The organism is Brevundimonas sp. MYb52 (assembly GCF_002979535.1).
In the GTDB taxonomy this organism is placed as follows: Bacteria; Pseudomonadota; Alphaproteobacteria; order Caulobacterales; family Caulobacteraceae; genus Brevundimonas.
The window spans coordinates 222,437-247,951 of record NZ_PCPB01000003.1 but is presented as its reverse complement, the minus strand read 5'-3'; the positions used below and the strand labels follow the sequence as shown (position 1 = coordinate 247,951).

General features: G+C 66.9%; 20 protein-coding genes. 10 read left to right on the top strand and 10 right to left on the bottom strand.

From position 1 onward, the window contains the following. Positions 1-7: 7 nt before the first annotated feature. A complete protein-coding gene (cyoA, locus tag CQ039_RS06590; RefSeq protein ID WP_233190178.1) occupies positions 8-1,237 on the bottom strand; it encodes a ubiquinol oxidase subunit II in 1,230 nt (409 codons plus the stop codon). 190 nt (positions 1,238-1,427) lie between these two features. Here cyoA and CQ039_RS06585 point away from each other — a divergent pair, with 190 nt between their 5' ends. Beyond that, entirely contained in the window at positions 1,428-2,771 is a 1,344-nt protein-coding gene (locus CQ039_RS06585; RefSeq protein ID WP_105563021.1) for an MFS transporter, read from the top strand. A gap of 72 nt (positions 2,772-2,843) precedes the next feature. Here CQ039_RS06585 and CQ039_RS06580 read toward each other — a convergent pair whose 3' ends face one another. After that, positions 2,844-5,012, bottom strand: a complete 2,169-nt coding sequence (locus tag CQ039_RS06580) for a malate synthase G (RefSeq protein WP_105563022.1) — start codon at positions 5,010-5,012, stop codon at positions 2,844-2,846. A 103-nt stretch (positions 5,013-5,115) separates the two neighbouring features. On the opposite strand from CQ039_RS06580, the gene CQ039_RS06575 reads away from it, so the two are divergent. Beyond that, complete coding sequence (locus CQ039_RS06575; protein WP_105563023.1) at positions 5,116-6,006, top strand: LysR family transcriptional regulator; 891 nt, start codon at positions 5,116-5,118, stop codon at positions 6,004-6,006. A 146-nt stretch (positions 6,007-6,152) separates the two neighbouring features. On the opposite strand, the gene CQ039_RS06570 is transcribed toward CQ039_RS06575, so the two are convergent. Beyond that, entirely contained in the window at positions 6,153-8,618 is a 2,466-nt protein-coding gene (locus CQ039_RS06570; RefSeq protein WP_105563024.1) for a prolyl oligopeptidase family serine peptidase, read from the bottom strand. A gap of 167 nt (positions 8,619-8,785) precedes the next feature. Here CQ039_RS06570 and CQ039_RS06565 point away from each other — a divergent pair, with 167 nt between their 5' ends. Both CQ039_RS06565 and CQ039_RS06560 read left to right on the top strand, forming a co-directional pair. Further along, complete coding sequence (locus CQ039_RS06565; RefSeq protein WP_105563025.1) at positions 8,786-9,490, top strand: CoA transferase subunit A; 705 nt, start codon at positions 8,786-8,788, stop codon at positions 9,488-9,490. Further along, positions 9,490-10,140 carry a 3-oxoacid CoA-transferase subunit B gene (locus tag CQ039_RS06560; RefSeq protein WP_105563026.1) on the top strand — a complete coding sequence of 217 codons (651 nt, stop codon included), beginning with the start codon at positions 9,490-9,492 and terminating at the stop codon, positions 10,138-10,140. Before CQ039_RS06565 ends, CQ039_RS06560 begins: the two co-directional genes overlap by 1 nt. 75 nt (positions 10,141-10,215) lie before the next feature. On the opposite strand, the gene CQ039_RS06555 is transcribed toward CQ039_RS06560, so the two are convergent. From CQ039_RS06555 to flgK, 6 genes are all read right to left on the bottom strand, one after another. Beyond that, positions 10,216-10,848 carry an ABC-type transport auxiliary lipoprotein family protein gene (locus CQ039_RS06555; RefSeq protein ID WP_199183622.1) on the bottom strand — a complete coding sequence of 211 codons (633 nt, stop codon included), beginning with the start codon at positions 10,846-10,848 and terminating at the stop codon, positions 10,216-10,218. Beyond that, positions 10,845-11,783, bottom strand: a complete 939-nt coding sequence (locus CQ039_RS06550) for an MlaD family protein (RefSeq protein WP_105563027.1) — start codon at positions 11,781-11,783, stop codon at positions 10,845-10,847. Before CQ039_RS06550 ends, CQ039_RS06555 begins: the two co-directional genes overlap by 4 nt. Before the next feature lie 15 nt (positions 11,784-11,798). Continuing rightward, positions 11,799-12,590 (bottom strand): ABC transporter ATP-binding protein, encoded by a 792-nt coding sequence (locus tag CQ039_RS06545; protein WP_105563028.1) that lies wholly within the window; start codon positions 12,588-12,590, stop codon positions 11,799-11,801. Further along, positions 12,587-13,708 (bottom strand): ABC transporter permease, encoded by a 1,122-nt coding sequence (locus CQ039_RS06540; protein ID WP_105563029.1) that lies wholly within the window; start codon positions 13,706-13,708, stop codon positions 12,587-12,589. The genes CQ039_RS06545 and CQ039_RS06540 overlap by 4 nt, the downstream gene beginning before the upstream one ends. A gap of 184 nt (positions 13,709-13,892) precedes the next feature. Beyond that, positions 13,893-14,834, bottom strand: a complete 942-nt coding sequence (locus CQ039_RS06535) for a flagellin (RefSeq protein WP_105563030.1) — start codon at positions 14,832-14,834, stop codon at positions 13,893-13,895. Further along, on the bottom strand, positions 14,831-16,945 hold the full coding sequence (flgK, locus tag CQ039_RS06530) for a flagellar hook-associated protein FlgK (protein WP_105563031.1): 2,115 nt from the start codon (positions 16,943-16,945) through the stop codon (positions 14,831-14,833). The genes CQ039_RS06535 and flgK overlap by 4 nt, the downstream gene beginning before the upstream one ends. A 399-nt stretch (positions 16,946-17,344) precedes the next feature. On the opposite strand from flgK, the gene CQ039_RS16820 reads away from it, so the two are divergent. The 4 genes from CQ039_RS16820 (at position 17,345) to CQ039_RS06510 (ending at position 22,338) form a co-directional block, all read left to right on the top strand. Beyond that, a complete protein-coding gene (locus CQ039_RS16820; protein ID WP_233190179.1) occupies positions 17,345-19,372 on the top strand; it encodes a flagellar hook-length control protein FliK in 2,028 nt (675 codons plus the stop codon). 3 nt (positions 19,373-19,375) lie between these two features. After that, positions 19,376-20,086, top strand: a complete 711-nt coding sequence (locus tag CQ039_RS06520; RefSeq protein ID WP_105563032.1) for a flagellar hook assembly protein FlgD — start codon at positions 19,376-19,378, stop codon at positions 20,084-20,086. 47 nt (positions 20,087-20,133) lie between these two features. After that, the gene (gene flgE, locus CQ039_RS06515) at positions 20,134-21,867 is read left to right on the top strand and encodes a flagellar hook protein FlgE (RefSeq protein WP_199183621.1); all 1,734 of its coding nucleotides are present in this window, start codon (positions 20,134-20,136) and stop codon (positions 21,865-21,867) included. A gap of 186 nt (positions 21,868-22,053) precedes the next feature. Next, complete coding sequence (locus CQ039_RS06510; RefSeq protein WP_105563033.1) at positions 22,054-22,338, top strand: DUF1153 domain-containing protein; 285 nt, start codon at positions 22,054-22,056, stop codon at positions 22,336-22,338. Between the two features lie 98 nt (positions 22,339-22,436). Here CQ039_RS06510 and CQ039_RS06505 read toward each other — a convergent pair whose 3' ends face one another. After that, positions 22,437-23,606, bottom strand: a complete 1,170-nt coding sequence (locus CQ039_RS06505) for a cyclopropane-fatty-acyl-phospholipid synthase family protein (RefSeq protein ID WP_105563034.1) — start codon at positions 23,604-23,606, stop codon at positions 22,437-22,439. A 116-nt stretch (positions 23,607-23,722) separates the two neighbouring features. Between CQ039_RS06505 and CQ039_RS06500 the strand changes: the two genes are divergently transcribed. Then, on the top strand, positions 23,723-24,187 hold the full coding sequence (locus CQ039_RS06500; RefSeq protein WP_105563035.1) for a YbhB/YbcL family Raf kinase inhibitor-like protein: 465 nt from the start codon (positions 23,723-23,725) through the stop codon (positions 24,185-24,187). 87 nt (positions 24,188-24,274) lie between these two features. Then, on the top strand, positions 24,275-25,507 hold the full coding sequence (locus CQ039_RS06495) for an MFS transporter (protein ID WP_105563036.1): 1,233 nt from the start codon (positions 24,275-24,277) through the stop codon (positions 25,505-25,507). The last annotated feature ends 8 nt before the right edge of the window (positions 25,508-25,515 follow it).

The window sequence follows — 25,515 nt, the reverse complement described above, 5'->3', positions numbered from 1 at the left end:
CAGGCGCTCAGGATTGCGACGCGGATGCGTCGGCCGCGGTCGGCGCAGGAATACGGGGGGCGAAGGGCCAGCCGGCGGCCGCGACTTCGGTGCGGACTGCCTGGCCGGGGCGGGCCAGACCCATGCCCATGATCTGTTCGGTCGGGGCCGAGCGAGTGATCTGGGCGGCCAGTTCCTGACGACGGCGCGCAGCGTCCACGGCGGCCTTCTCGGCCTCCAGCGGGGTGCAGACGGCCATGACGTAGGATTCGCCCGAGCCCAGGACAGCCTGCCCGCGACGGGCATACTTGTCATGGACCAGAGGCCAGGTGGCGTGGACGGCGGTCAGACCCAGACCGCCCTTCTTGTCGATGGCCATCATCTCGCCCATGCACATCTTGCCCGGCTCGACGCACATGTTCAGCACGGCGTCGAACAGGCCTTCATCGACCGAGGCGTAGTGCAGGACCGGCACCTTCTCGCTGGGTTTCTCCAGTTCCAGATAGGTCTCGCGGTCCAGGCTCTTGCTGTCGGCGCGCACGCCGGCGACCCACTGGTCAAAGCCCGCCTGATCCAGGCCGTGGAAGGCGAAACGCATGTTGGAGAAGCCGTCGCCGGAATAGTTGGCCGAGAAGCCGACGTATTCGCCGGGGTGGTTGATGACGGCGTGCAGCTTCGTCTCCATGCCCGGCATGGCGTAGATCTGACCGGCCAGCGCCGGGATGTAGAAGGAGTTCATCACCCCGGTCGAGGTGATGTGGAAGCGGATCGGCCGGTCCACCGGCGCCGCCAGCTCATTGACCGTGGCGATGCCGTATTCCGGGTAGATGAACAGCCACTTCCAATCCATGGCGACGACATTGACCTGAAGCGGCTCAACCCCGGCGGCGACCGCCTGTCCCTTGTTGACCCGATCCAGCGACCGATAGGGGTCCAGCAGGTGGGTGCCCGACCAGGTGATGGCGCCCAGGCAGATGATGATCAGCAGCGGGGCCGTCCAGATCACCAACTCCAGATGGGTCGAGTGATCCCAGTCCGGCTCGTAGCGGGCTTCCTTGTTCGACTCCCGGTACTTCCAGGCGAAGAAGACGATCATGGCCATCACCGGGATGACGATGATCAGCATCAGCACCACCGACCAGACCAGCAGGTCGCGCTGCTGCGCCGCGATGTCGCCCGCAGGCGACAGAACAACGGCTTCACAGCCTGACATCAAGGCCAGGAGGGGCAACAGCAATAGGGGTCGCAGGCGGCGCACGGCGGTTCCTGTCCGGGAAGAGGGCTCTGGCACGATCATTGTGCGCGGCCCGTAGCGCCGCCCGCCGAGGGGGGACATTGGACAATCCGTCCTATCCCCCCCGACGACGATCGGGAGCAAATGGCGGCTTTCGTCATTCTTACCATAGAGACGCGCGTGTCGCGCTCGGGTTCAGGGAACGTCATCGGTCATGAACGCCACCAGCGGCGCGCCTTCTTCAGAGTCCCTCGAGCGGGACGCCAGCCAGATCAACGCGCGACACGGCAAAATCGACGCCGGAGAAATCGCGATCGGCGTGATCATCGGTCGCACGTCGGAATTCTTCGACTTTTTCGTCTATGCGATCGCCTCGGTCGTGGTCTTCCCGCAGTTGGTCTTTCCCTATGCGGGACCGCTGGGCGGGACCCTGCTGTCCTTCGCCGTCTTCGCCGTGGCCTTCATCGCCCGGCCCCTCGGCACGGCCCTGTTCATCGAGATCGACCGGCGCTTCGGACGGGGGACCAAGCTGACCATCGCCCTCTTCCTGATGGGCATTTCGACTGTCTGCCTCGGCTTCCTGCCCAGCTATGCCCAAGTCGGGCATTGGGCGGCGGTCATGCTGATCGTGCTGCGCATCGGTCAGGGCGTGGCCCTGGGCGGCGCCTGGGACGGCATGGCCTCCCTGCTGGCCGTCAGCGCGCCTGAGAACCGCCGCGGCTGGTACGCCATGGTGCCGCAACTGGGCGCGCCCTTCGGCCTGATCGTGGCCAGCGCCCTGTTCGCCTACTTCCTCAGCAAGCTGTCGGCCGCCGACTTCCTCGACTGGGGCTGGCGCTATCCCTTCTTCGTGGCCTTCGCCATCAACGTCGTGGCCCTGTTCGCCCGCCTGCGCATCGTGGTGACGCCCGCCTTCCAGGCCGCGTTCGAGACGCTGGAGCTTCACCCCGCCCCGGTCACCAAGGCCGTGCGCGAAGAAGGCGGCGGCATCGTCATCGGCGCCTTCGCTCCTCTGGCCAGCTTCGCCATGTTCCACATGGTGACCGTCTTCCCGCTGTCCTGGGTCTTCCTCTACACGGAGGAATCGCCCAGCCGCTTCCTGATGATCGAGCTGGTCGGCGCGGTCTTCGGCCTTATCGCCATCCTGGCCTCGGGCTGGCTGGCCGACCGCTATGGCCGCCGCGCCTTGCTGGCCGTCACCGCCGCCGGCATCGCCGCCTTCTCGGGCTTTGCGCCCCAGATGCTGGACGGCGGGCCTGTCGGCGAGTTGGCCTACATGATCCTGGGCTTCGTCCTGCTGGGCCTATCCTTCGGTCAGGCTTCGGGGTCGATCGCTTCCAGCTTCAGCCTGGGCAACCGCTATACCGCCTCGGCCCTGACCTCGGACCTGGCCTGGCTGTTCGGCGCCGGCTTCGCCCCTCTGGCGGCCCTGGCCCTGTCGGGCAAGTTCGGCCTGGTGGCAGGCGGCGGCTACCTGCTGTCGGGCGCCGTCTGCACCCTGCTGGCCCTGTGGCTGAACCGCGAGTTGGGCCGCGGCCGCGCCGGCGCCAAGACCTGAGGCTCTCGCCGCTGGATATGGCGAAGGGGCGCGACCTGCCGGTCGCGCCCCTTTTTCTTGGGCCGGCCTAGCCTACTGTCCCCGCTTCTGCTCGACCTTGGCCTTGCGCCGCCAGGCAGTCAGCAGGTGTTCGGTATAGCCGTTGGCCTGCTCGCGCCCCTTGAACACCAGTTCGCGGGCGGCGCTCCACGCCGGGCCGTCGAAGTCCGGCGCCAGTGGACGATAGGCGGCGTCGCCTGCGTTCTGACGATCGACCACCACAGCCATCCGCTCCAGCGCCGCCCTCACCTCGGCTTCGGTGACCACGCCGTGGCGCAGCCAGTTGGCCAGGTGCTGGCTGGAGATGCGCAGGGTGGCCCGGTCCTCCATCAGGCCGACGTCGTGGATGTCCGGCACCTTGGAGCAGCCGACGCCCTGATCGATCCAGCGCACGACATAGCCCAGGATGCCCTGGGCGTTGTTGTCCAGCTCCTGCCGGATCTCATCGGCGGAAGGCGCCTGCGTCGCAAACGGCGGGGTCAGCAGCGGCGTCAGCCCCGTGGCGGGACGTTCGGCGATCTCGGCCTGACGGCTCCAGACGTCGACCTCATGATAATGCAGGGCGTGCAGGGTCGCCGCCGTCGGCGACGGGACCCAGGCGGTCGAGGCCCCGGCGCGCGGATGGCCCGCCTTGGTCGCCAGCATCTCGCCCATGCGGTCCGGCGCGGCCCACATCCCCTTGCCGATCTGCGCCCTGCCCGACAGGCCCGCCTTCAGCCCGATATCGACGTTGCGGTCCTCATAGGCCTTGATCCAACCGGTGTTGCGGACAGCCTCCTTGCGGACCACTGGCCCGCCCTCCATCACCGAATGGATCTCGTCGCCGGTGCGATCCAGGAAGCCGGTGTTGATGAAGGCCACCCGTCCCTTGGCTGCCGCGATGCAGTTGGCCAGGTTGACGCTGGAGCGGCGCTCCTCGTCCATGATGCCCATCTTCAGCGTCAGCGGCGGCAGGCCAAGCATGGCCTCAACCGCGCCGAAGACCGCGTCTGCGAAGGCCACCTCTTCCGAGCCATGCATCTTGGGTCGCACCACATAGATGGAACCCGCCGGGCTGTTGCGCTGATCCGCCGGGCGGTTCAGGTCGTGCAGACCGATCAGGCCGGTCATGGCGATGTCCAGCAGGCTCTCAGGGACCTCGCGCCCCTCCCCGTCCAGAACCGCGTCGGTCGTCAGGTGCAGGCCGACATTGCGGACCATCAGCAGGCTGCGCCCCTTCAGGGCGAAAGCCGTTCCGTCCGGCGCCGTGTAGGCCCGGTCGCCGTTCATGCGCCGCTGCATCGTCTGACCGTCCTTGACGAAGCCCGCCGACAGGTCGCCGCGCATCAGACCCAGCCAGTTGGAATAGACCAGCCGCTTGTCCTCGGCATCCACCGCCGCGACGCTGTCCTCGGCGTCGGCGATGACCGACAGGGCCGCCTCGACCGCCACGTCGGCGACGCCCGCCGGGTCTGTGCGGCCAATCGCATGGGCGCGGTCGATGACGACCTCCAGATGCAGGCCGTTGTGGCGCAGCAGAACGCCCGAGGGCGCCGCCGCCTCGCCCGCATAGCCGACGAAGACCGCCGGATCGGCCAAGCCCGTCGTCCGCCCGCCAGACAGGGCGACGACCAGCCGCCCGGCCTCGACACGGTATTCCACCGCCTCGGCGTGACTGCCTTCGGTCAGCGGCGCCGCCTGATCCAGCAGGGCGCGGGCACGGGCGATGACCCTGGCCCCGCGCTCAGCGTCATAGCCATCCCCCTTGGGCGCCTCGCCCAGGGCGTCCGTGCCGTAGAGCGCATCATACAGGCTGCCCCAGCGCGCATTGGCGGCGTTCAGCAGATAGCGGGCGTTGGTCAGGGGCACGACCAGTTGCGGCCCCGCCATGCTTGCGATCTCGGGATCGACATTGGCGGTTTCGGCGCGGATGTCGGCCCGCTCGGGCTCGATGTAGCCGATCTCGCGCAGGAAGGCCTGATAGGCGTCGGGGTCCGGCTGCCCCGGGTGGGCGCGGTGCCAGTCATCCAACTTGGCCTGCAGTTCGTCACGCCGCGCCAGCAGGGCGCGGTTCTTCGGCGCATGGTCCGCCAGCAACCCCTCGACCCCGGCCCAGAAGGCGTCGGGCGTCACACCTGTGCCCGGCGCGGCCTCGTCGCGGACGAAGGCGTCCAGTTCGGCGGCGACGCTCAGGCTTCCGTGGCGGACATAGGCGGTGTTCATGGTGGGCTCTCCTTGAGCCTGAATCCTAGCGGCCCGCCCGCCGCCTAGCCACGGCGAAGATCGACGGTTATCTTTGCCAATACTGCAATGATGAGTCTGCACCATGCTGGCCGAGTATGAGATCCTTGTCCGGGCGCTGGAGGAAGGCAGCCTGTCCGCCGCCGCGCGCCGGCTGGACCTGTCACCCGCCGTAGCCTCGCGCAGGCTGGCGCGGTTGGAGGACCGGCTGGGGGTCCGGCTGATCGAGCGCACCTCGCGACGGCTGGCCCCCACGGAAGCCGGGCGGCTGGTCTATGACCGGGCGATGCAGCTGCTGGACGGGGTCGAGGACCTGGAGGCCCTGGTGTCACGCCGCACCACCCAGGCGCGCGGCCTGTTGCGCGTCTCGGCCCCGACCTCGTTCGGACGACGAAGGCTGGCCCCGCTGCTGGCGCCCTTCCTCGACGCCCATCCGCGACTGACGTTGGAGTTGAACCTGACCGACGCCTTCGTCGACCTGATGGCCGAGGATGTAGATGTGGCCGTCCGCATCGGCAGCTATGAGGCGGGCGACCCGGCCATGCACCGTCTGGCCCCCAACCGGCGCGTTCTGTGCGCCGCGCCCGCCTATCTGGCCGAGCACGGCGCGCCACAGACGCTAGATGACCTGCGCGCCCACGCCCAGCTGGCGGCCGAGAACCAGTCCGCCTGGTGCCTCGAAGGCCCCGACGGCCCCGTCACCTTCCGCGCCCGCAGCCGGGTGCGGACCAATTCGTCAGAGGTGGCGCGTGAACTGGTGCTGGCGGGGGCCGGGATCGCCCTGCGCTCGACCTGGGATGTGGGGGATGAGTTGCGCGACGGGCGGCTGCTGCGGGTCTTGCCGCAGTATGCCGGGGCTTCGGACGTGGCGATCTTCGCCCTGATCGCCGGGCGGGCGCGGGCTGAAAACCGGGTACGGGCCTTTGTCGACTTCCTCTCCAGCCTCTATGGCGGCCTGCCAGTATGGGACAGGTAGCCATCTCTTTCCTCCCCATTCCATGGGGAGGTGGCGCGTCGCGATAGCGACGTGACGGAGGGGGCGTCTCGACAGTTGAAGACTGTGCCGCCCCCTCCACCACTTCGTGGTCCCCCTCCCCACAGAGTGGGGAGGAAAGAAGCGCCTTACTGCGCCGCCGCTGTCGCCTTCGGCTTCAGGTAGCGATCCAGCCAGGTCACCATTTCCCACTGGGTGTGACCGACCGATTCACGGGCGCGGTAGCCGTGGGCTTCCAGCGGCAGAACGACGTAACGCACCGTCGCGCCATTGCCCTTCAGCGCGGCATAGAAGCGCTCGGACTGCACAGGGAAGGTGCCCGAGTTGTCATCGGCGCCGCCATGGATCAGCAGGATCGGCTCATTGACCTTGTTGGCGTAGGTGAAGGGCGACATCTCCGTATAGGTCTCGGTCGCCTCCCAGTAGGAGCGCTGTTCAGCCTGGAAACCGAACGGCGTCAGGGTGCGGTTGTAGGCCCCCGACCGCGCGATGCCCGTCTTGAACAGGTCGGTGTGGGCCAGCAGGTTGGCCGTCATGAAGGCGCCGTAGGAGTGGCCGCCCACGGCGATCCGGTCGCGGTCCGCGACGCCCAGGGCCACCACCGCATCGACCGCCGCCTTGGCGCTGGCCGACAACTGCTCGATGTAGGTGTCGTTCGGCTCGGCCCCGTCCTTGCCGATGATGGGCATGGTCGGGTCGTCCAGCACGGCATAGCCCTGGGTCAGCAGGAACAGATGGCTGATGCCGGTCGGACGCACGAAGCGGTTCTCGGTATCGACCACCTGACCGGCCACGGCGGCGTCGGTGAACTCGGCCGGATAGGCCCACATCACCAGAGGCAGAGGGCCGTCGCGGTCCTTGTCGTAACCGGCGGGCAGATAGAGGGTGCCCGACAGTTGGACCCCATCATCGCGAGTATAGGTGATCAGCTGGCTCTTCACGTCAGCCAGTTGCGGGGCCGGGTCGGGGAACTGGGTCAGCTGGGTCACGCCGCCGTCCAGATCGCGCAGGCGCAGGTTGGCCGGATCGGTGCGGCTCTCGCGATAGGTGATCAGCTTGCGGCCCGCGTCGTCCAGAATGCCGACGACGGTTTCATACTCGCCCTGAGCCGAGCGCCAGACACGTTCCGTCGCGCCGGTCTTCAGGTCGAGGGTGTCGAGGAAGGGATATTCGCCCTGACGCGTCGCGCCGTCGCCCTCGACGAAGACCTTGGACCCGTCGGCGGTGAAGCGGATGGTCGAACGACCGCGCGCATTGGGCTCAAGAACCACCGAGCCCGGATCATTGTAGCGGTCCTGATAGTTGCGATCGACCAGGACGCGGCCCACGCCGGGGTTCGACGGATCGACCAGGGTGCGGGTCTCGTGGCGAGTGTTGAACCAGCGGCTGTTGACGATGGCGGTGTCGTCGCGGCCCCACTGCACGCCGGCATAGCGCTCCTTCAGGTCCACCAGGGTGCGCGGACGGTCGTTGAACGGCGCCGGCAGTATGAAGACGCGGTCGCGCACCTCGGCGGCGTTGCGCGGATCGCCGCCGTCCTGGGCCTCGACCCAGACCAGGGTGGCGTCGGCGTCGGCCCGCCACTGGGCCGAGCGCGGGCCGGGGGCCACGGCGTCGAACGGCGTCGGCACGTTGTCGCGCAGCGGCAGGTCGGCCACGCGGTGCGCCTCACGCCCGTTCAGGTCGGTGATGATGACATCCGCCGGGAACAGGCTGGCGGGCACGACATAGGAATAGGGCTTCTTGACCCGCGTCTGCAGGATGTAGCGACCGTCCGGCGACACCGAGGCGTTCAGGAAGACCCCCGGCTGGCCGATAGTGCGTGCGCGGCCGTTCAGGGGCACCACGGTCAACTGACTGGTGAAATAGTGCTCGAACAGAGCCTCGTCGCCCGCGTCGGACAGCAGGTCCTGATAGGTGCGCACCGGGGCCGCACGGCCGCCAGTTTCTTCCACGGTCGGACCCACAGGCGGACGGGTCACGTCGGGGGCGGCGCGACGACCGGCGGGCACGGCCTGCACCAGCAGACCCGAGGCGTCGGGCAGCCAGCTGTAACCCGATCCGGCGACGGCGTTGACGCTCGGTCCCGTCAGACGGCGCGCCTGGGCCGAAGCCACGTCGGCGGTCCACAGCTCCAGACCGGTCGGGGTGTTCAGCAGGAAGGCCACCGCCTTGCCATTCGGCGCCCAGCTGACGCTGGTCAGGCGGGCGTTTGCAGGCAGACCGGCGACGGGACGGGCGGCAGCGCCCTCGACGGTCTGGAAGCTGAGGCCGGTCAGCCAGGTCACGCGGCTGTTGGCCGGGCCGTTGTTCTGGGGATTGAAGCGGTACCCGGCCAGACGCAGCATGGGCTCGGCCAGTTCGGCGATGCGCGGCAGACTGGAACGGTCCTGCAGCAAAAGGGTCCGACGGTCCGGACTCAGGCTTGCGAGTGGGTTGGGCTTGGAGTCCAGAATCTGCGCGATCGGCTGCGGCGGCTGCTGATAGGTGGGCGCTGCGCCGACAGCCTGAGCCGCGGCGGGTTGCGCCAAGGCCGGCACGGCGGCCAGAATGACAAGCGCCGGCAGGGCGGCTCTCAGGATCGTGTTGCGCATGGTTTCTTCCCCGAAACTTCGCCTTGAACGCGGCTTTCTCCGGTTTGACGAAAGATTATGGGCAGGGTCAACCGCCAAGGTCGCCGACGACGCTTGCCCGCCGCCCTCGCCCGCTTTATGGACGGATAAGACCGCAATATTCATCAGACGGTGAAAAAGGGAGAGCGATGCGCAAGATCTACGCTGACGTCACGTCCGCGCTGGAGGGCCTGACCTTTGACGGGATGACCGTCATGTCCGGTGGTTTCGGCCTGTGCGGCATTCCTGAAAATCTGATCGCGGGGCTGAAGGCCTCGGGCGTCAAGGGACTGACCGTCATCTCCAACAACGCAGGCGTGGACGGCTTCGGCCTGGGCCAACTGCTGGAGACCAAGCAGATCGCCAAGATGATCTCGTCCTACGTCGGCGAGAACAAGGAGTTCGAGCGCCAGTATCTGGCCGGTGAACTGCAGTTGGAGTTCAACCCGCAGGGCACCCTGGCCGAACGCATCCGCGCGGGCGGCGCGGGTATCCCCGCCTTCTTCACCGCCACCGGCGTCGGCACCCTGGTCGCCGAGGGCAAGGAAGTGCGCAACTTCAACGGCCGCGACTATGTGATGGAAACCGGCCTGGTCGCCGACCTGGCCATCATCAAGGCCTGGAAGGCCGACGAGCGCGGCAATCTGGTGTTCCGCAAGACCGCCCGCAACTTCAACCCGATGATGGCCACCGCTGGCAAGGTCACGCTGGTTGAGGTGGAGGAGATCGTCCCCGTCGGCTCGCTGGACCCGGACCACATCCACACGCCGGGCGTCTATGTCGACCGCCTGATCCAGACCGTGTCCGAGAAGCGCATCGAACAGCGCACCGTCCGCAGCCGGGAGACCGCATAATGGCTCGTACTCGCGAACAACTGGCCGAGCGCGCCGCCAAGGAACTGCAGGACGGCTTCTATGTGAACCTCGGCATCGGCATCCCGACCCTGGTCGCCAACTACATCCCTCAGGGTATGGAAGTGACCCTGCAGTCGGAGAACGGCATGCTGGGCATGGGCCCCTTCCCCTATGAGGGCGAGGAAGATCCCGACCTGATCAACGCCGGCAAGCAGACGATCACCGAGATCCCCGAGAGCAGCTACTTTAGCAGCGCCGACAGCTTCGCCATGATCCGCGGCGGCCACATCAACCTGTCGATCCTGGGCGCGATGGAAGTGGCCCAGAACGGCGACATCGCCAACTGGATGATCCCGGGCAAGCTGGTGAAGGGCATGGGCGGCGCCATGGACCTGGTCGCGGGCGTCAAGCGCGTGGTCGTGGTCATGGATCACGCCAACAAGCACGGCCAGTCCAAGGTCCTGAAGGCCTGCACCCTGCCGCTGACCGGCACGGGCGTGGTCAGCCGCATCATCACCGACCTGGCCGTCTTCGACGTCAAACCGGACGGTTCGGGTCTGGAACTGATCGAACTGGCCGAGGGCGTGACCCTGGACGAGGTCGCGGCCAAGACCGAGGCCGATTACACGGTGGCGGCGAACCTGGGCTGAACCGCCCTGCTCCGCTGAAAACAGAAACCCCGGCGACCGCGAGGCCGCCGGGGTTTTTCTTGGTCTGAATGAACCCTAGTCCCGCGTGGCCTGGAACCCCTGCTGGTCGGTCCACAGGACGATCTGACGGCTGGCCTCGGCGGTGGCGCGATCGAAAGCGGCGACGATGGCCGACTGGCGGTTCTCGCCGGCGTTCTCGCTGACCGTGATGCGGTCCTCCGCCACGATGGTTCGGTCACCGGGCCGGATCAGGCGCAGCAGGACCACGATATTGGCCTCCGGCACGGCGCCCGGCGCAGCGTAGGCCGCTTCGAACCGACGCACGTCCACGCTCAGGAGCAGACCGTCGCGCGTCAGGGGACCGCCGCTGAGGACCGTGCAGGTGCCGCCATCGGCGAAGGCGTTGCGCAAGGCTTCCTCGAACAGGGTCTCGGCCGGCGACACCCAGCGCGCGCCCTTGATATAGGCGGCCTCGGCGCCGGTCACAGCCAGGATACGGTCTCCACGCGCGGCTTCGGGGAAATCCACCCGGCGCATCGCAACATGGACGTCAGGACAGGCCGAGGTCGCCCCCGTCCCGGCATAGGCCGAAGCCCCGCCGAAACGATAGAGCTGGACTGGATCAGGCGACGCCAGCAAGGCGCAGCCGGACAGGGCGCCGGAAACCGCAATGGACGCGGCGGCGATCAGAAGAGAAGAACGGATCACGGCTGCACCTCGATTTCCTTGGACGGGGCCTTGGCGATGAAGTCACGCGGGCTTTCACGCACATTGTCGACCAGGGACTGCAACGAGCGCGTGGCCTGATCCAGTTGACGGATGGTGTCGTTCAACTGCGGCACGGTCTGGGTGCCGAAGTCGCCCAGCGAACCTTCCAGGCCGGTGGCCGAGCGGTTGATCGAGGCGATGGCCGCCTGGGCCTCGCGCGTGGCGGCGTTGATGTTGGCGATGGCCTGCTTGCCGTCGCCGTCGATCATCTGACGCGCACTGACGCCCAGAGCCTGATACTCGCCGACGGCGGCGTTGGCCTTGGTGATGGTTTCCTCAAGCTGCTGGAACATGCCCTTGCGGGCTTCCAACTCGGCGGTCAGAGCCTCCACGTTCTTCACGCTGGACGAGAAGCTGCGGATGTTGTCGTCCGACATGACCCGGTTGATCCGGTTCAGAGCATCCACCGTCTGGGCCAGGACCGTGCCCGATCCGCTCAGCAGTTCTGCAATCGGACTGGGCTGGCTCTGAATCACCGGCACGACGTTGTCGGGATACTGATCCTTCAACAGGGCGCTGCTCGCCTCGCCCGCCGTGATCTGGATGTAGTTCAGGCCTGTGATGCCCTGCGGTTCCAGTTGGGCGCGCGAGGTGACTCGCACCGGCGTGGTGCCGTTCAGGCGGACGCGCGCAATGACCTGATCCCCCTTCTTGGGGTCCAGGTTCAGGGCCGTGACCTCACCGACGCGGATGCCGTTAAAGTGGACCTCGCCGCCTTCGGACAGGCCGCGCACGGGGCCATAGAAGACGATGTCATAGACATCGTAGTCGTTGTTGAACTGCAGGCGGGCCAGCCAGATCGTGAACACGGCCAGCGCCAGCAAAAGGGCGACTGTGGCGATGCCGACGGCAGCGTAGTGGGCGTCTCTTTCCATCTCGTCCCGCTCTCCTCAGGCGGCGCTCTGGTGAGCGGCGCGTCCGCGCGGCCCCAGGAAGTATTCCTTGATCCACGGATGCTCGGAACGCTCCAGCTCCTGAACCGTGGCTTTCTCGACGACGTGCTTATCGGCCAGAACCGCCACCTCGTCACAGATGGCGTAAAGGCTGTCGAGGTCGTGGGTGATCATGAAGACCGTCAGGTCCAGGTCGTCCGACAGGTCGCGGATCAACTGGTCGAAGGCGGCGGCCCCGATGGGGTCCAGCCCCGCCGTCGGTTCGTCCAGAAAGATCAGCTCCGGGTCCAGCGCCAGGGCGCGGGCCAGACCGACCCGCTTTCTCATGCCGCCCGACAACTCTGCTGGTTTCAGATAGAGGGCTTCAGGCTTCAAACCGACCATGGCGATCTTCATCTCGGCCAGTTCGCGGATCGTATTGCGCGGCAGGTTCGTGTGCTCGACCAGGGGCGAGGCCACATTGTCCAGCACCGTCAGCGACGAAAACAGCGCCCCCTGCTGGAACAGGACGCCGGTGCGCCGTTCAACCTCGGCCGCCTCGGCCTTGGTCATCTCGTCGCGCTCATAGCCGAACAGCTTGATCGAGCCGCCTTCGGGTTGCTTGAGCCCAATGATGGAGTTGAGCAGCACGGTCTTGCCGGTGCCTGAGCCCCCGACGACGCCGAGGACTTCACCGCGCCGCACGTTCAGATCGAGGTCCTGATGGATCACCCGGTCCCCGAACTGGCTCAGCAGGCCGCTCACCTCAATGAGGTTCTCGCGCTTGGGCTTTTCCTCGCGGGCCGTCACAGGTTTAGCTCCAGGAAGATCATCGCGAAGACGGCGTCGAGGAAGATGATGGCGAAGATGGCCTGCACCACCGCCGCCGTGACCCGGCGCCCGAGGCTTTCTACATCTCCGGCCACCGACATGCCCTGACGACAGCCGATGGCGGCCACGACGACGGCGAAGACCGGCGCCTTGACCAGACCGACCATCAGATGGGTGTCCATCATCGGGTCTTCGGTAATGCGCTGGATGAAGAAGGCCGGGCCATAGGCCAGCTCGCTCCACGTCACCAGCATGCCGCCGAACAGGCCCGCGATCATGCCGACGAAGGTCAGCAGGGGCAGCATCAGCACCATGGCCGCCAGGCGCGGGATCACCAGCGCCTGAAAGGGGTTCACGCCCATGACCTGCATGGCGTCGACCTCCTGGTTCATGCGCATCGAGCCGATCTCGGCGGCGAAGGACGAGGCCGAACGGCCCGCCAGCAGGACCGAGGTGATGACCACGGCGAACTCGCGCAGCACCGACACCGCGACCAGTTGCACGGTGAAAACCCCGGCGCCGAACTGGGTCAGCAGGTTGGCCCCCAGGAAGGCAATGACCGCGCCGATGAAGAAGTTGGTCACGGCGATGATGGGGATGGCGTCCAGCCCCGACCGTTCCGCCTGACTGAACCAGGCGGGCCAACGAATGGCGCCGGGATGCCGGAAAGCCGACCCCACAGCGACGATCAGCCGCCCCAGGAAGGCCAGCGACAGCATGGCCTCGGCCAGGAAGTCGTAAACCCCCAGGCCGATCTTGGCGAAGGTGCGGGTAAAGGCGTGGGCGCGACGCGGCGGCGCGCAGGACTCCCGGTCGAGCTTCTCGACCATGGCGTAGATGCGGCCGGCCTCGGGCCGCTCGGCCCAGGCCGCCTCGGGAATCGGCTGCGACGTGGCCTGAGCCACGGCCAGAGCCCCAGCCGTGTCGAAGCGCCCCAGTTCGGTCAGATCCAGCGTCCCAACGGCGCGTCCGGCGAGTTCGACCTCCAGTCGATCGCCCTGACGGCCGATGCCGGTCGTGGACCAGTCGCCGGACAGACGCAGAACCGCCGCCTGTCCTTCTCCGTCCTGAATTTGATACTGCGCCGTTCGGCTCATTGATCAGTCTTCGACACTGGCGAAAGAAGGCGCATGGCAAGGCTTAGACCGAGCCGCATCGCGGCTGTCAACGTCCGATGACTTTCCTTAGCCCTGCCCTGCAAGCTCGCCCTCCCTGGATACGGCGCAGCTTTATCAACGTCGGTCGCGACGTTTCGTTCAGCGCCGAATGGCGCCGAAAGCGTCAGCGCAGATAGTCGAGCAACGACACCTGGCGCAGTTGGCTGATCACCTGGGCCGAGGCCTGAAGCGCGATCTGGGCCATTTCCAGTTCAGTCACCGCCTCAGCCATGTTGGCGTCGGTCTTGCCCGACAGCATGGTGTCGACCGAGATCTTTCGCGATTCCTGGGATTCCAGCAGCGTATCCACGCGCGCCTGCATCGAGCCGTTCTTGGCCTGGATGTCGACCACGCCCTTGGCCGCCGTTTCGAACCGCGTCATCAACGCAGTCAGGGCGGTCTTCTGAGCATCGTCCATCTGACCGTTCAGCGGCGTGGCCTGATGCAAGATCTGGATGTCGCGGAAGACGTCGAACAGGGCCTGCCCCACATCGCTGGCGAGGAAGCCCGTGTCCATGGTCACGGTCTCGTCCAACACGGACGTCTGCTTGAGCTGGTCGTTCCTGAAGGCGTCCGCTGTGGCGGGCATGGTCGCCAGTTTCTCGAGATCCGTCGCTCCGACAGGCGTGGAGGGCAGGACTACGGCCTGCTGATCCACGTCGCCGCCAGCGAACAGGTACTTGCCCTGATGCTTCATGTTCAGGCCGTCCTGAGCCATCTTGAAGATGGTCTCCATCTCGGACATCAGCCCTTCCATCCGTCCGGCTGCGATGGCGTTGGCGATGGCCTGACGCCCGGCGGTTGCGGCGTCGCCGACCCGCCCCAGGCCCAGGTCCTGCATGGTCAGCCGGTCGGCCACCGTCTTGTTGGTGTCGATGAAGCCCTGAATCCGCGTCTGGCTGGACTTCAGCGCGATGACGGTTTCCGACTGCCGACCAAAGCCGACCAGATCGGTGGCGTTTTTCTTGGTGTTGACCTTGTTCTGCGCTTCTTCGCCGCGCGCCTGTGCGTTCATCAGATGCAGCAGGGCGGTCTGATAGTTTCCAAACGTCGAAACGCGGGTCATCGCATCATCCCGATCAGGGTGTCGTACATTTCCGACGCCGCCTGGATCAGGCGCGCCGAAGCGTTAAAGGCTTGCTGATAGGTGGTCATCAGCACCAGTTCCTCGTCCATATTGACGCCTTCGACCGAGCTGCGCCGCGCCGAGGCCTCCTGATAGAGGGCGCTCGCGCTGGTCGAGCGGTTCTTGGCCATCGTCGCCTTGCCGCCGATCTCGCCCGAGAACTCGGCCGCATAACGCGACAGGGACATGTTGACCCCGCCGGCGCCGCCGGCAGCCGAAAACGAGGTCGCGTTCTGATCGGCGTTGGCCAAGAGGCGTCCGCCGCTGCCGTCGTTCTTGCTCAGCGCCGGCGTGCCCGCCGCCACGCCCAGGTTCAACTGGGCCAGCGCCAGTTTGGACGGGTCCTTGACGATGTCGGAGCGCACCGAAAAGCCGCCGCTGCGCGAGGCGCGGGCGCCGCTCAGGCCGAACAGGTCACTCATCGACACGCCGGACGGGACCTGGCGGGTGCCATCCTCGACCACGGACATGGTGGATGGCGGCGCGCCGTGGCCCGTGAAGATCAGTTCGCCAGCGCCATTGAGGCTGAACCGGCCATGCTGGCCGACGCCCGTCGTGGGGTCGTTCAGCGCCGTCAGCATCTCAGCCATGGTCCCGGCGCCCGCCGGCACGGCCACGGAAATGTCGCGGATGCGCGAACCCGAGGCGTCGGTGAAGCGGAACTTGATCGTCTCGCCCGGCGTAAAGCCGTGCTGCGAGGCCGCCGTCAGCCCCGTGTCGTAGAGCGCCGGCCGATCGGTCGAGACCAGATCATTCAGGCCGAAATAATGCGAGAAACCGCGTCCCGCCTTGTTGCTGGGATTGGTCGCGTCATCGGCGATGGCGACGCCCTGCCCCGCCGGCGCCTGAATGCTCAGGCGACCATCGACAAAGCTGGCGGTCGCTCCGCCCAGTTGGCCGTTGAGGGTGGCCAGGAAGGTCGCGGGCGTCGCGGCCACGCCATTAATCGTCATCGTCCCGCCCGAGAAGACGATCTCGGCCGAGTTCTGGATGACGCCCTGGTCGTTGACCGTGGTGATGGTGGTCGTGCCGGTAAAGCCCGACAGAGCCGTTTCCAGCGTCTGGCCGACATTGCGGCCGTTCAGGACCGACGGCGCCGGAACGGCTGACGAGGCGTTATGCGCGCGGTTCAACTCATCGGCCAGGCGCGTCATCAGTTCGCCCAGACGATCCGCCGCCGCCGGCGCATCCACGTCGCGCAACTCCAGCAGGCCCTTGATCTCGCCCGAGGCCAGACCTTCGGTCAGCGGACGGCGCTGGCCGTTCGGCTCCGTGATCATGATCTGGTTGAAGACGGATTCCGAGGAAACGGCCCCAGCCCGATTATACTCCAGCTTCGACGCACCCTGCCCGGCCAGAAGAATGCCCGCCCCGGTCCGCACCTCGACCCCGCCGACCGACCGGGTGGTGATCCGCACGTCCATCAGTTCGGACAGCTCATTGATCAGGCTGGCCTGGATGGTCTGGGCGCCAGTAGAGTCCGTGCCCACGACATTGGCCTTGGCGATGTCGACGTTCAGCTTCTCGATCTGTTCGACCAGATCATTGACGCGATCCACAGCGCTGGCCAGGCGGCCGTCTGCTTCTTCCCGCGTCGCCTGGATTTCCTTGGCGACGCGGGCGGCCTCGTCGAACATGGCCTGGGTCTTCCAGATCGCATCCTGACGCAGCGGCCCCGAGGTGGCGTTCTCGGCCGAGGTCGAGAAGGCCGAGAAGATCTTGTCGATCTGCGAGAAGAAGCCCGTGTCCGCGCCCGGATCGCCGAACAGCGACTGGATATGATCGAACAACTCATAACGGACGGCCTGACGGCCGGCGTCGGCGCCGGCGTTCAGGCTGGCGGCCTGAAGGAAACGATCAGTGGCCAGACGAATGCGCGCCACCTCCACGCCCGCGCCAACGCCCTGGCTGGCCCAGGACTGCTGGTCGGCGATCTTGCGGATATAGCCGGGCGTGTTGACGTTCGAGACGTTGTCGGAAATCACCCGCAGTTGCTGCTGCGCGGTGTTCATGCCCGAGGTGGCGATGTTCATGATGGAGTTCAGGGACATCAGAAGCGCGCTCCATACAGGGCCGCGCCCGGCAAGCCTTGCTGGCCTGCGCGCAAATCTTGCCCGGCTTGCTGGTTAGCCATTCTAGCCAACTCCTTGAATTTATTAAACATCGGCTTTTCAGCCCCTGTGCGTTCCCCCGATGCGGCGCAATTCGCAGGCCACGTCGTCAGGCGCCCGGTCCGCCCGGCAAAAAGCGTAGCGGCGCGGCAAGAAGCGCCGGGCGAGACTGATCCGCTTCGCCAATAAATTTCAATAAATATCGTTATATTTCAATATGATAATTCGTAATATCGACTTGGCTCAGACCTTGCGTGGCGTCCCTCGAATAGCCCGAGCGCAGTAGGCGCCGCCCACCCAGCGAAAGCCCTCTCGCCGCTCATGTCCGCGCTCAGCGTCATGTCCATGCTCGTCCCGACCATTTCGGCCGGCACGACCGCCACATCCGCAGACGCGGGTGCGGACGACAGCCTGTTCGCGAGCCTGGTCGCCGCCGCCGCCCCAACCAAGGCCTTGAGCGACGACGCCGAGGCGCTGGTGGATGTCACACGTCCAGACGTCGCCGCTGACACGGCTTCACTGGAGACCGCGCCGGATGCTGTTCCCGCCTGGCCGCCCGTCGCCCTGATTGCTGCGTCGCCGCTGCCGGTCGCGCCGCCGGCCGCGCCCGGCGCCGATGCTGAACCCGCCGAAACGGGAAAGACCGAGGCGATCACCCCGAATTCGGCTTCAAACGCCGCCGCCTCGCCCACGCCGGTCGTCCCGCAGGCCCCGATCATGCGCGCCGCCTCTGAAGAAGCCGCGCCCGTTGTCGCCCCCCCGGCAGACACGAAAACCCAAGCCAACGCCGCTTCGCTGTCCACGGCTACGCCGGCCGCACCCGCCCCCGCGGCTCCTGCGCTCATGACGTCGTCGCCCGATACGGCGCCTGCCCCGGCGATGGCGCCCGCCAAGGTCGAACGGGCTGAAGCTCGCCCTGCGGTGACCTCGCCAGTCGTTGAGACGCCGACTTCGCCGACGCCGCGAGCACAACCGGCCGCATCCGCAGCCACACCCGCTGCCATACCCGCTCCGGTCAAGCCCGCCCCCGTCGCCGTCCACAGCAATCAAGGCGCGACCGGCCCGACGATAGCCGCTTCCGCGCCCGCCGAAGCGGCGCCCGTGTCTGCGGCCTCGGCCTCTGACGCCCCGGTCGTTTCAGGCGTCGCATCGCGCATCCGCACAGCCGCGACGCCCGCCCCCGCCTCTCACGCGTCAGCCGCTCCGGCCACCGCTCCCGCAGCAGCCCCCGCCAAGACGGATGCGCCGCTCATCATGACGCCCACGGCGCCGGCGCCCGTTGCGATCACGCCTGCCGCCTCCGCCTCAGATACGCCCGATCAACCTGCGGTCCAGGCCCAGCCGATCCAGGTCGCCGCTGAGGTCAAAGCAACTGCTGCGCCCGTCCCCCTCCAGGCCGCGATCCCCGACACGGTTTCGATCGCCCTGACGCCCCGCCCTGCGGCGGCAGTCGCGACACAGCCCGCTCCCAGCGGCCAGACGGCCCAACCCGTCGAGGCGTCGGATTCGCCGGAGCAGGACCTCGAGTCTGCGCCAGCTGTGACCGCCGACCATGCCGAATCCAAGGCCGAAGCCCCACCTCCGGCCACGCCGACGCCCGCCCGCAACGGATCGACCCGTCTGGATGAGCGCCGGTCCAACGCCGCGCCAGTGAACCCAACGACGGGCACCTCGACAGACACCTCGACCGACGCCAGAAACGACAGCCTGGCTCGCTCGGGCGGCCCCGCCGCTGCTCCGACAGTCGCCTCGTCGGCCTCGACGCCGGCCCCAGCAGCCCTGAACGAAGCCGTCGCGCCCGTTCTGCCTGCAGACGCCGCTCCGCTGGACGCCTCGGCTGAAGTCGCTCCGTCGCAACAGACTCTGGATACGCAAGCCGCCGCCACGACCGCCTCGCGCGATCCAAACCCGTCCCAGCTTGCGCGCGCCACCGTTGAAACCACGGCGCACCTGGCCGCGCAGATTCTCAAGAAGCTCGAAGGGCGCTCGACCCGCTTCGACATGGCCCTTTCGCCCGAAGGTCTGGGGCGTGTCGACGTCAGTCTGGAGATCGATTCCGACGGTCGCCTGGCCGCGCGTCTGGCCTTCGATAATCCGGCGGCGGCCACGGACATGCGCGCCCGCGCCGATGAACTGCGTCGCCAGCTTCAGGACGCCGGTTTCCAACTGACCCAGGACTCGCTCGAGTTCTCGGAGCGCAACCCGTCCTCTGGCTTCGGCGGCGGCGGCGCTTTTGACCGCGCCCCCGATCGCCGCGCCTTCGCTGGCGCAGCCCGCCTCGCTGCCGAGGCCGACGCCGCCCTGCCCTCTCCCGGCGCCTGGGCGTCCCTCTCGATGACGCCCGACCGCGTCGATATGAAGGTTTGATCGATGGTCACCGCCGTCAATACCAACACCGCAACCGACAAGATCAACACCAGCTCCGGCATGCTGGCGTCGAACTTCGAGACCTTTCTTTCGCTGCTGACCGCACAGTTGAAGAACCAGGACCCCTTGTCGCCGATGGACTCCAACCAGTTCACCGCCCAGCTGACCCAGATGGCCGGCGTGGAGCAGCAACTGCTGTCCAACCAACTGCTGACAGCCCTGCTGAACGGTCAAAAGGGCGACGGTCTGGCCCAGGCCTCGAACTATATCGGCAAGGACGCCACCGCCGTCTGGGACGCCACCAAGGCCGCCGACGGCAAGGCCTCGTGGAGTTATGAACTGGCGTCGAATGCGACCGACGTCGAGCTTCAGGTCCTGAACGCCACCGGTCAGGTCGTCTGGAAGGGTCCCGCCCTGGACGCCGGCGCCGGCGTCCACGACTTCAACTGGACCGAAGGTCAGGACGGCAGCGTCTATACGCTGAAGGTCACAGCCAAGGACGCCTCGGGCGGCAAGATCGACGCCCAGGTCCTGATGCGCGGCCGCATCACCGGCGTCGAGATGTACGCCGACGAGCCTTACGTCACGATCGGCAACTCGGTCATGCCGCTCTCCAGCATCATCGCGCTCGACGAGAAGAACGCCAGCGTGAACCCACCGACGCCGGACCCGACCCCGACGCCGCTGCCCACAGATCCAGAGACCGACGCCTGAACGGCGTCCCTCTCCTTTCCCCAGTTTCCGCCTAAGGAGCCGACACAATGAGCATCAACAGCGCCATGCAGGCCGGGGTCTCCGGTCTTTCCGCCAACTCCGCCGCCCTGGCCGCGATCTCGCAGAACATCGCGAACGTGAACACCATCGGCTACAAGCGCACCCAGGGCGAGTTCCAGACCCTGGTGAACAGCCAGAGCAAGGGCGCTGGCGGCTACGCGGCCGGCGGCGTCATCGCCGCGGCGCGTCACTTCATCAGCCAGGAAGGCCAACTGCAGCGCACGACCGAGAGCACTGACCTGGCCATCGACGGTCAGGGCTTCTTCGTCACCACCGAGAAGGCCGAGGGCGTCGGCGCCACCGACAGCCGCCTGTTCACCCGCGCAGGCGCCTTCCGCATCGACGATCTGGGCTATCTGAAGAACAGCGCAGGCCTCTATCTGCAGGGCTGGCCGGTCGATTCCAACGGCGACATCGCCACGGACCCCTCCGACCTGACGCGGCTGCGCTCGATCAACATCGGCACCGTCGGCGGCACCGCTGAAAAGACCACCCGCGCCCAGATCAACGCCAACCTCTTCTCGGGTCAGACCATCCAGGCCGGAGCAAGCCCCAGCAAATACGCCAGCGTCGCCGTGGTTCCCCCCACATCGGGCCCGATGGAGTTCTCGGTCCGCTACGCCCCCACCGCCACGCCGAACCAGTATGACGTCACCATCAAGACCGGCAATCAGACGATCACCGCCGTCGCGACCTATGACGCCGCCGGCGCGCTGACCGGCCTGACCGGCGTCACCGGCGGCGGCCCAGGCTCGACGACGACGACGCTCGACCTGGGCGGCGGCGTCACCGTGCCTCTGGCCAACCTGGCCATGGACACCGCCACGGTCGCCAAGACCAAGTACGATCCCAGCCTGAACTCGATGGCCATGTACAATGGCGACGACGACAACCCCACGGGCATCAAGCCGGACTTCAAGATCAACATCCCGGTCTCGGACTCCAAGGGCGGCCAGCGGAACATCGAAATTCGCCTGCTGAAGAGCGATGTGGCTAACCAGTGGTATGCTGAAATCGTCGCCGTACCCGCCGACAGCGTGGAGACCGGCGGCGCCTATTCCAATGGTCAGATCAAGACCGGCATGATCGCCTTCACGCCGTCGGGCCGCCTGGACGTCACGGCGATGCAGACCATGCCCAACTCGCTGTTCAGCGACCCGACCAACGCCGTGCTCGACTTCGGCGCCTCGGATTCGAACATCGACCTGAGCCTTCCGGGCAACGCCGACAAAATCAAGTGGGCGGACGGCCTGGGCATTTCCGACCAAAGCCTGACCCTGGACCTGAACACCTCGGCCGGCGGCCTCAGCCAGTTGAACACGGCCTCGATCGTGCAGTCGACGGTCACCAACGGCACGGCCTTCGGCAACCTGTCCGAGATCAAGATTGATGAAAGCGGCTTCGTCACCGCCATCTTCGACAACGGCGTCATGCGCCGGATCGCCCAGGTCGCCATCGCCACCTTCCCCAGCCCCGACAGCCTGCGTCAGGTGACCGGCAACGCCTTCCGCGTCAGCCTGGAAAGCGGCACCTTCAACCTGAAGTCGGCCGGCACGGGCGGCGCGGGCATGCTCGCGGCCCAGCAACTGGAATCCTCGACCGTCGACCTGTCGGCCGAGTTCACCAGCCTGATCACCACTCAGCGCGCCTACTCGGCCTCGTCCAAGATCATCACGACGGCGGACGAGATGCTGGCCGAACTGCTCAGCATCAAGCGCTGATCGCTTAACGGGAATCCGTGAGTAAGCCTTCGTTAGACTCGATGAATCCTTCGTTTCCGGCGCCGTCCATGCGCCGGGGACGGAGGATGCGTCTTAGCCATTCCTTCACCACGACGCTTAAACGCCCCTTAGCGGGGGCGCGCCTAGGGTACGCGTCGATGGTGGTGGTGAAAGAGGCTTAAGCCCATGCTGCAAGAGCGACGCCTAAATAGTAGAGGCGAACAATATGTGGTCGGCCCGACGGGCACGCCGCTGACCCTGCGGGATCTCCCGCCGGCGGAAACGAACCGCTGGGTGATCCGCCGCAAGGCCGAAGTGGTCGCCGCCGTTCGCGGCGGTCTGATCAGCCTGGAAGACGCCCTGACGAAGTATCGTCTGACGGCCGAGGAATTCATCGCCTGGCAGCAGGCGATCGACAAATGGGGCATGCAAGGGCTGCGCACCACGCGCATCCAGAGCTACCGGGACTGACCGGCTTCAAGTCGCACAAAGCGCGATAGGCCCAAGGATAAGGATAAAGGCCGCTTCCTTCACGGAAGCGGCCTTTGCCGTTCAAGGGCGCTCAGGCCCTACTCGCACAGATAGTCCCGGCTCAGCGGGACGGCCGTCTGTTTCTTCGCCAGTTGCAACTGGAAGACCATGTGGCCCAGTTCACGAAAGGCGACTTCGCTGGCCGCGAGGTAGAACTCCCACATGCGGCAGAAGCGTTCGTCATACATTGTCAGCGCCTCATCGCGACGCGCCAGGAAGCGCTGACGCCAGTGCTTCAGCGTCTCGGCGTAGTGCAGGCGCAGCACCTCCATGTCCGTGACCCATAGGCCGGAGCGTTCGATGGCGGGCAGAACCTCTGACAGGGCCGGGATATAGCCGCCCGGAAAGATGTATTTGCGGATGAAGGGCTGGGTGCGGCTAGGCGGCGACTTGCGGCCGATGGCGTGGATCACCGCCACCCCGTCGTCATCCAGCAACCGGGCGACCGTGTCGAAATACTCCTGATAATTGGGCGCCCCGACGTGTTCGAACATGCCGACCGAGATGATCCGGTCGTAGGTCTGGTTCAGATCGCGATAGTCCTGCAGCCGGAAATCCGCCTGGTCGGACAGGCCGCGCGCCGATGCCCGCGCGTTGGCCGTGCGGTGCTGTTCGGTGGACAAGGTGACGCCGGTGACACGCGCGCCGCGCTCGGCCATGGACAGACCCAGGCCGCCCCAGCCGCAGCCGATGTCGAGCGCCGTCTGGCCCGGCGACAGCACCAGCTTGTCGATCAGCCGCCGTTTCTTGGCGACCTGGGCCTGATCCAGGGTCGCGTCCGGCGTCTCGAAGAAGGCGCAGGAATACTGGAGATCCTCGTCCAGAAACAGCCGGTAGAAATCAACCGTCAGATCATAATGATGGTGGACGTTCTCGCGCGCATGGAGCCTGTCATTGGCCTGCTCGGCGCCCCGTCGAAGCCTTTGCAGCAGATTCAGCCGTCCTCCACGCGGCCGCATCGCCAGTTGCGACGTGGTCAGTTGCAGAAAGTCGTAGATGTCGCCGTGCTCGATCCGGAAGCGTCCATCCATAAAGGCTTCGCCCAGGGCCAACTCGGGATTGGCGGCGATGGCCAAGGCCGTCTTCGCATCCGAAATCACAGCCGTCAGTTCCGGCGTCCCCGGCCCCGCCGTCAACTCGCGGCCATCCGGCAGACGCACGCGGATCGCGCGTGTCAGAAACGTCCGATCAAGAAGGGATTGCAGCATCCGGCTCTCCGCGCTTTGAACGTCGATCAAGCTTAGCTAGGAACAGACTGTCGCAGCGCAACGGTGTGGAAGCCGGACCGTTCCGTCAGCGAACCAGTTGCAAGGGAGCGCCTCCGATGACCTTCACCCTGACCTCCGCCGATTTCCGAGACGGCGACGTCCTGCCCGACGCCCAGGTCTATGCCCTAGGCAATATCGCGCCGCAGTTGTCGTGGTCGGGCGCCCCCGAAGGAACCAAGAGCTTCGCCATCACCTGCTACGACCCCGACGCCCCGACCGGCTCGGGCTTCTGGCACTGGACGGTCGCCAATATTCCCGCCGACCTGACCGACCTGGCCGCGGGCGCCGCCCTGCCTTCGGGCGCGGTCGAGGGGCGCACCGACTTCGGCGAGCCCGGCTATGGCGGCGCCGCCCCGCCGGCTGGACACGGCCCTCACCGCTATATCTTCACCGTCTTCGCCGTGGACGTGGACCGTCTGCCGGTGACAGCGGACGATTCCGGCGCCGTCTTCGGCTTCAACCTGCACTTCCACACCCTGGCCAAGGCCTCGATCACGGCCACCTACGAAAACAAGAGTTGATCGACTTGCGCCCCGCCCGAGGTTGAAGCCCGGCGGTCAGGTCCTATTTTGCGACGCAACGTAAAGTTTGTTGCATTGCGATAGTTCATGGCCCCCACCGACGCCGCCTCCTGTATCGACGACGATCTGTGCGCATCGCCCGCGCTGGACACCGTCGCCGCCCCCGGCAAGGTGGCCCTGGTCCTGCTGGCCCTGGCCATGGGCGGGTTCGCCATCGGCGTGACCGAGTTCGCCGCCATGAGCGTCCTGCCCGATTTCGCGGCGGGTCTCGGCGTCGATGAGCCCACCGCCGGCCACGTCATCAGCGCCTATGCCGCCGGCGTCGTCGTCGGCGCGCCGATACTGGCGGTGCTGGGGGCCCGCCTGCCGCGCTGGTTGCTGCTGATCGGCTTCATGGCCCTGTTCGCCGTCGGCAACGGCCTCAGCGCGCTCGCCCCCACCTATGAGTGGATGCTGGCCTTCCGCTTCCTCAGCGGCATTCCGCATGGGGCCTATTTCGGCGTGGCGGCCCTGGTGGCGGCCTCGTTGGTGCCGCTGCGCCTGCGCACCCGCGCCGTCTCCACCATCCTGCTGGGGCTGACCGTCGCCACCGTCATCGGCGTGCCGGTCGCCACCGCCGTCAGCCACGAGTTCGGCTGGCGCTGGACCTTCGCCATCGTCAGCGTATTGGCGGTCGTCACCATGGCCCTGGTCGCCCTGTTCGCGCCACGTGATCCTGCCCACGCCGACGCCAGCCCCATGCGCGAGCTGGGCGCCCTGAAACGCGGTCAGGTCTGGCTGACCCTCGGCGTCGGGGCCATCGGCTTTGGCGGCATGTTCGCGGTCTATGCCTATCTGGCCTCGACCCTGACCGCCGTGACCGGCGTGGGGCCGGACGTCCTGCCCTGGGTCTTCGCCATGTTCGGTTTGGGCATGATGAGCGGCAACCTGCTGGGGGCCTGGGCCGCCGACCGGTTCGGCATGGCGGCGGCGGGCGGCTTGCTGCTGTGGAGCGCCGCGGCCCTGGCCCTCTATCCCTTCGCAGCCCCGCACCTGTGGGCCATGCTGATCGTGGTCTTCCTGATCGGCGGCGGGGGCGGACTGGGGTCCATCCTGCAGACGCGACTGATGGACGTGGCCGGCGACGCCCAGACCCTGGCCGCCGCCCTGAACCATTCGGCCTTCAACACCGCCAACGCCATCGGCCCCTTGCTGGGCGGCATGGCCGTGGCGGCGGGCTGGGGCTGGACCTCGACTGGCTGGGTCGGCGTCGCCCTGTCGCTGGGCGGCTTCGCCGTCTGGGTAGTCGCCTGGCTGACGGGGCGCAACCGCCCGGCCTGACTGCCTCC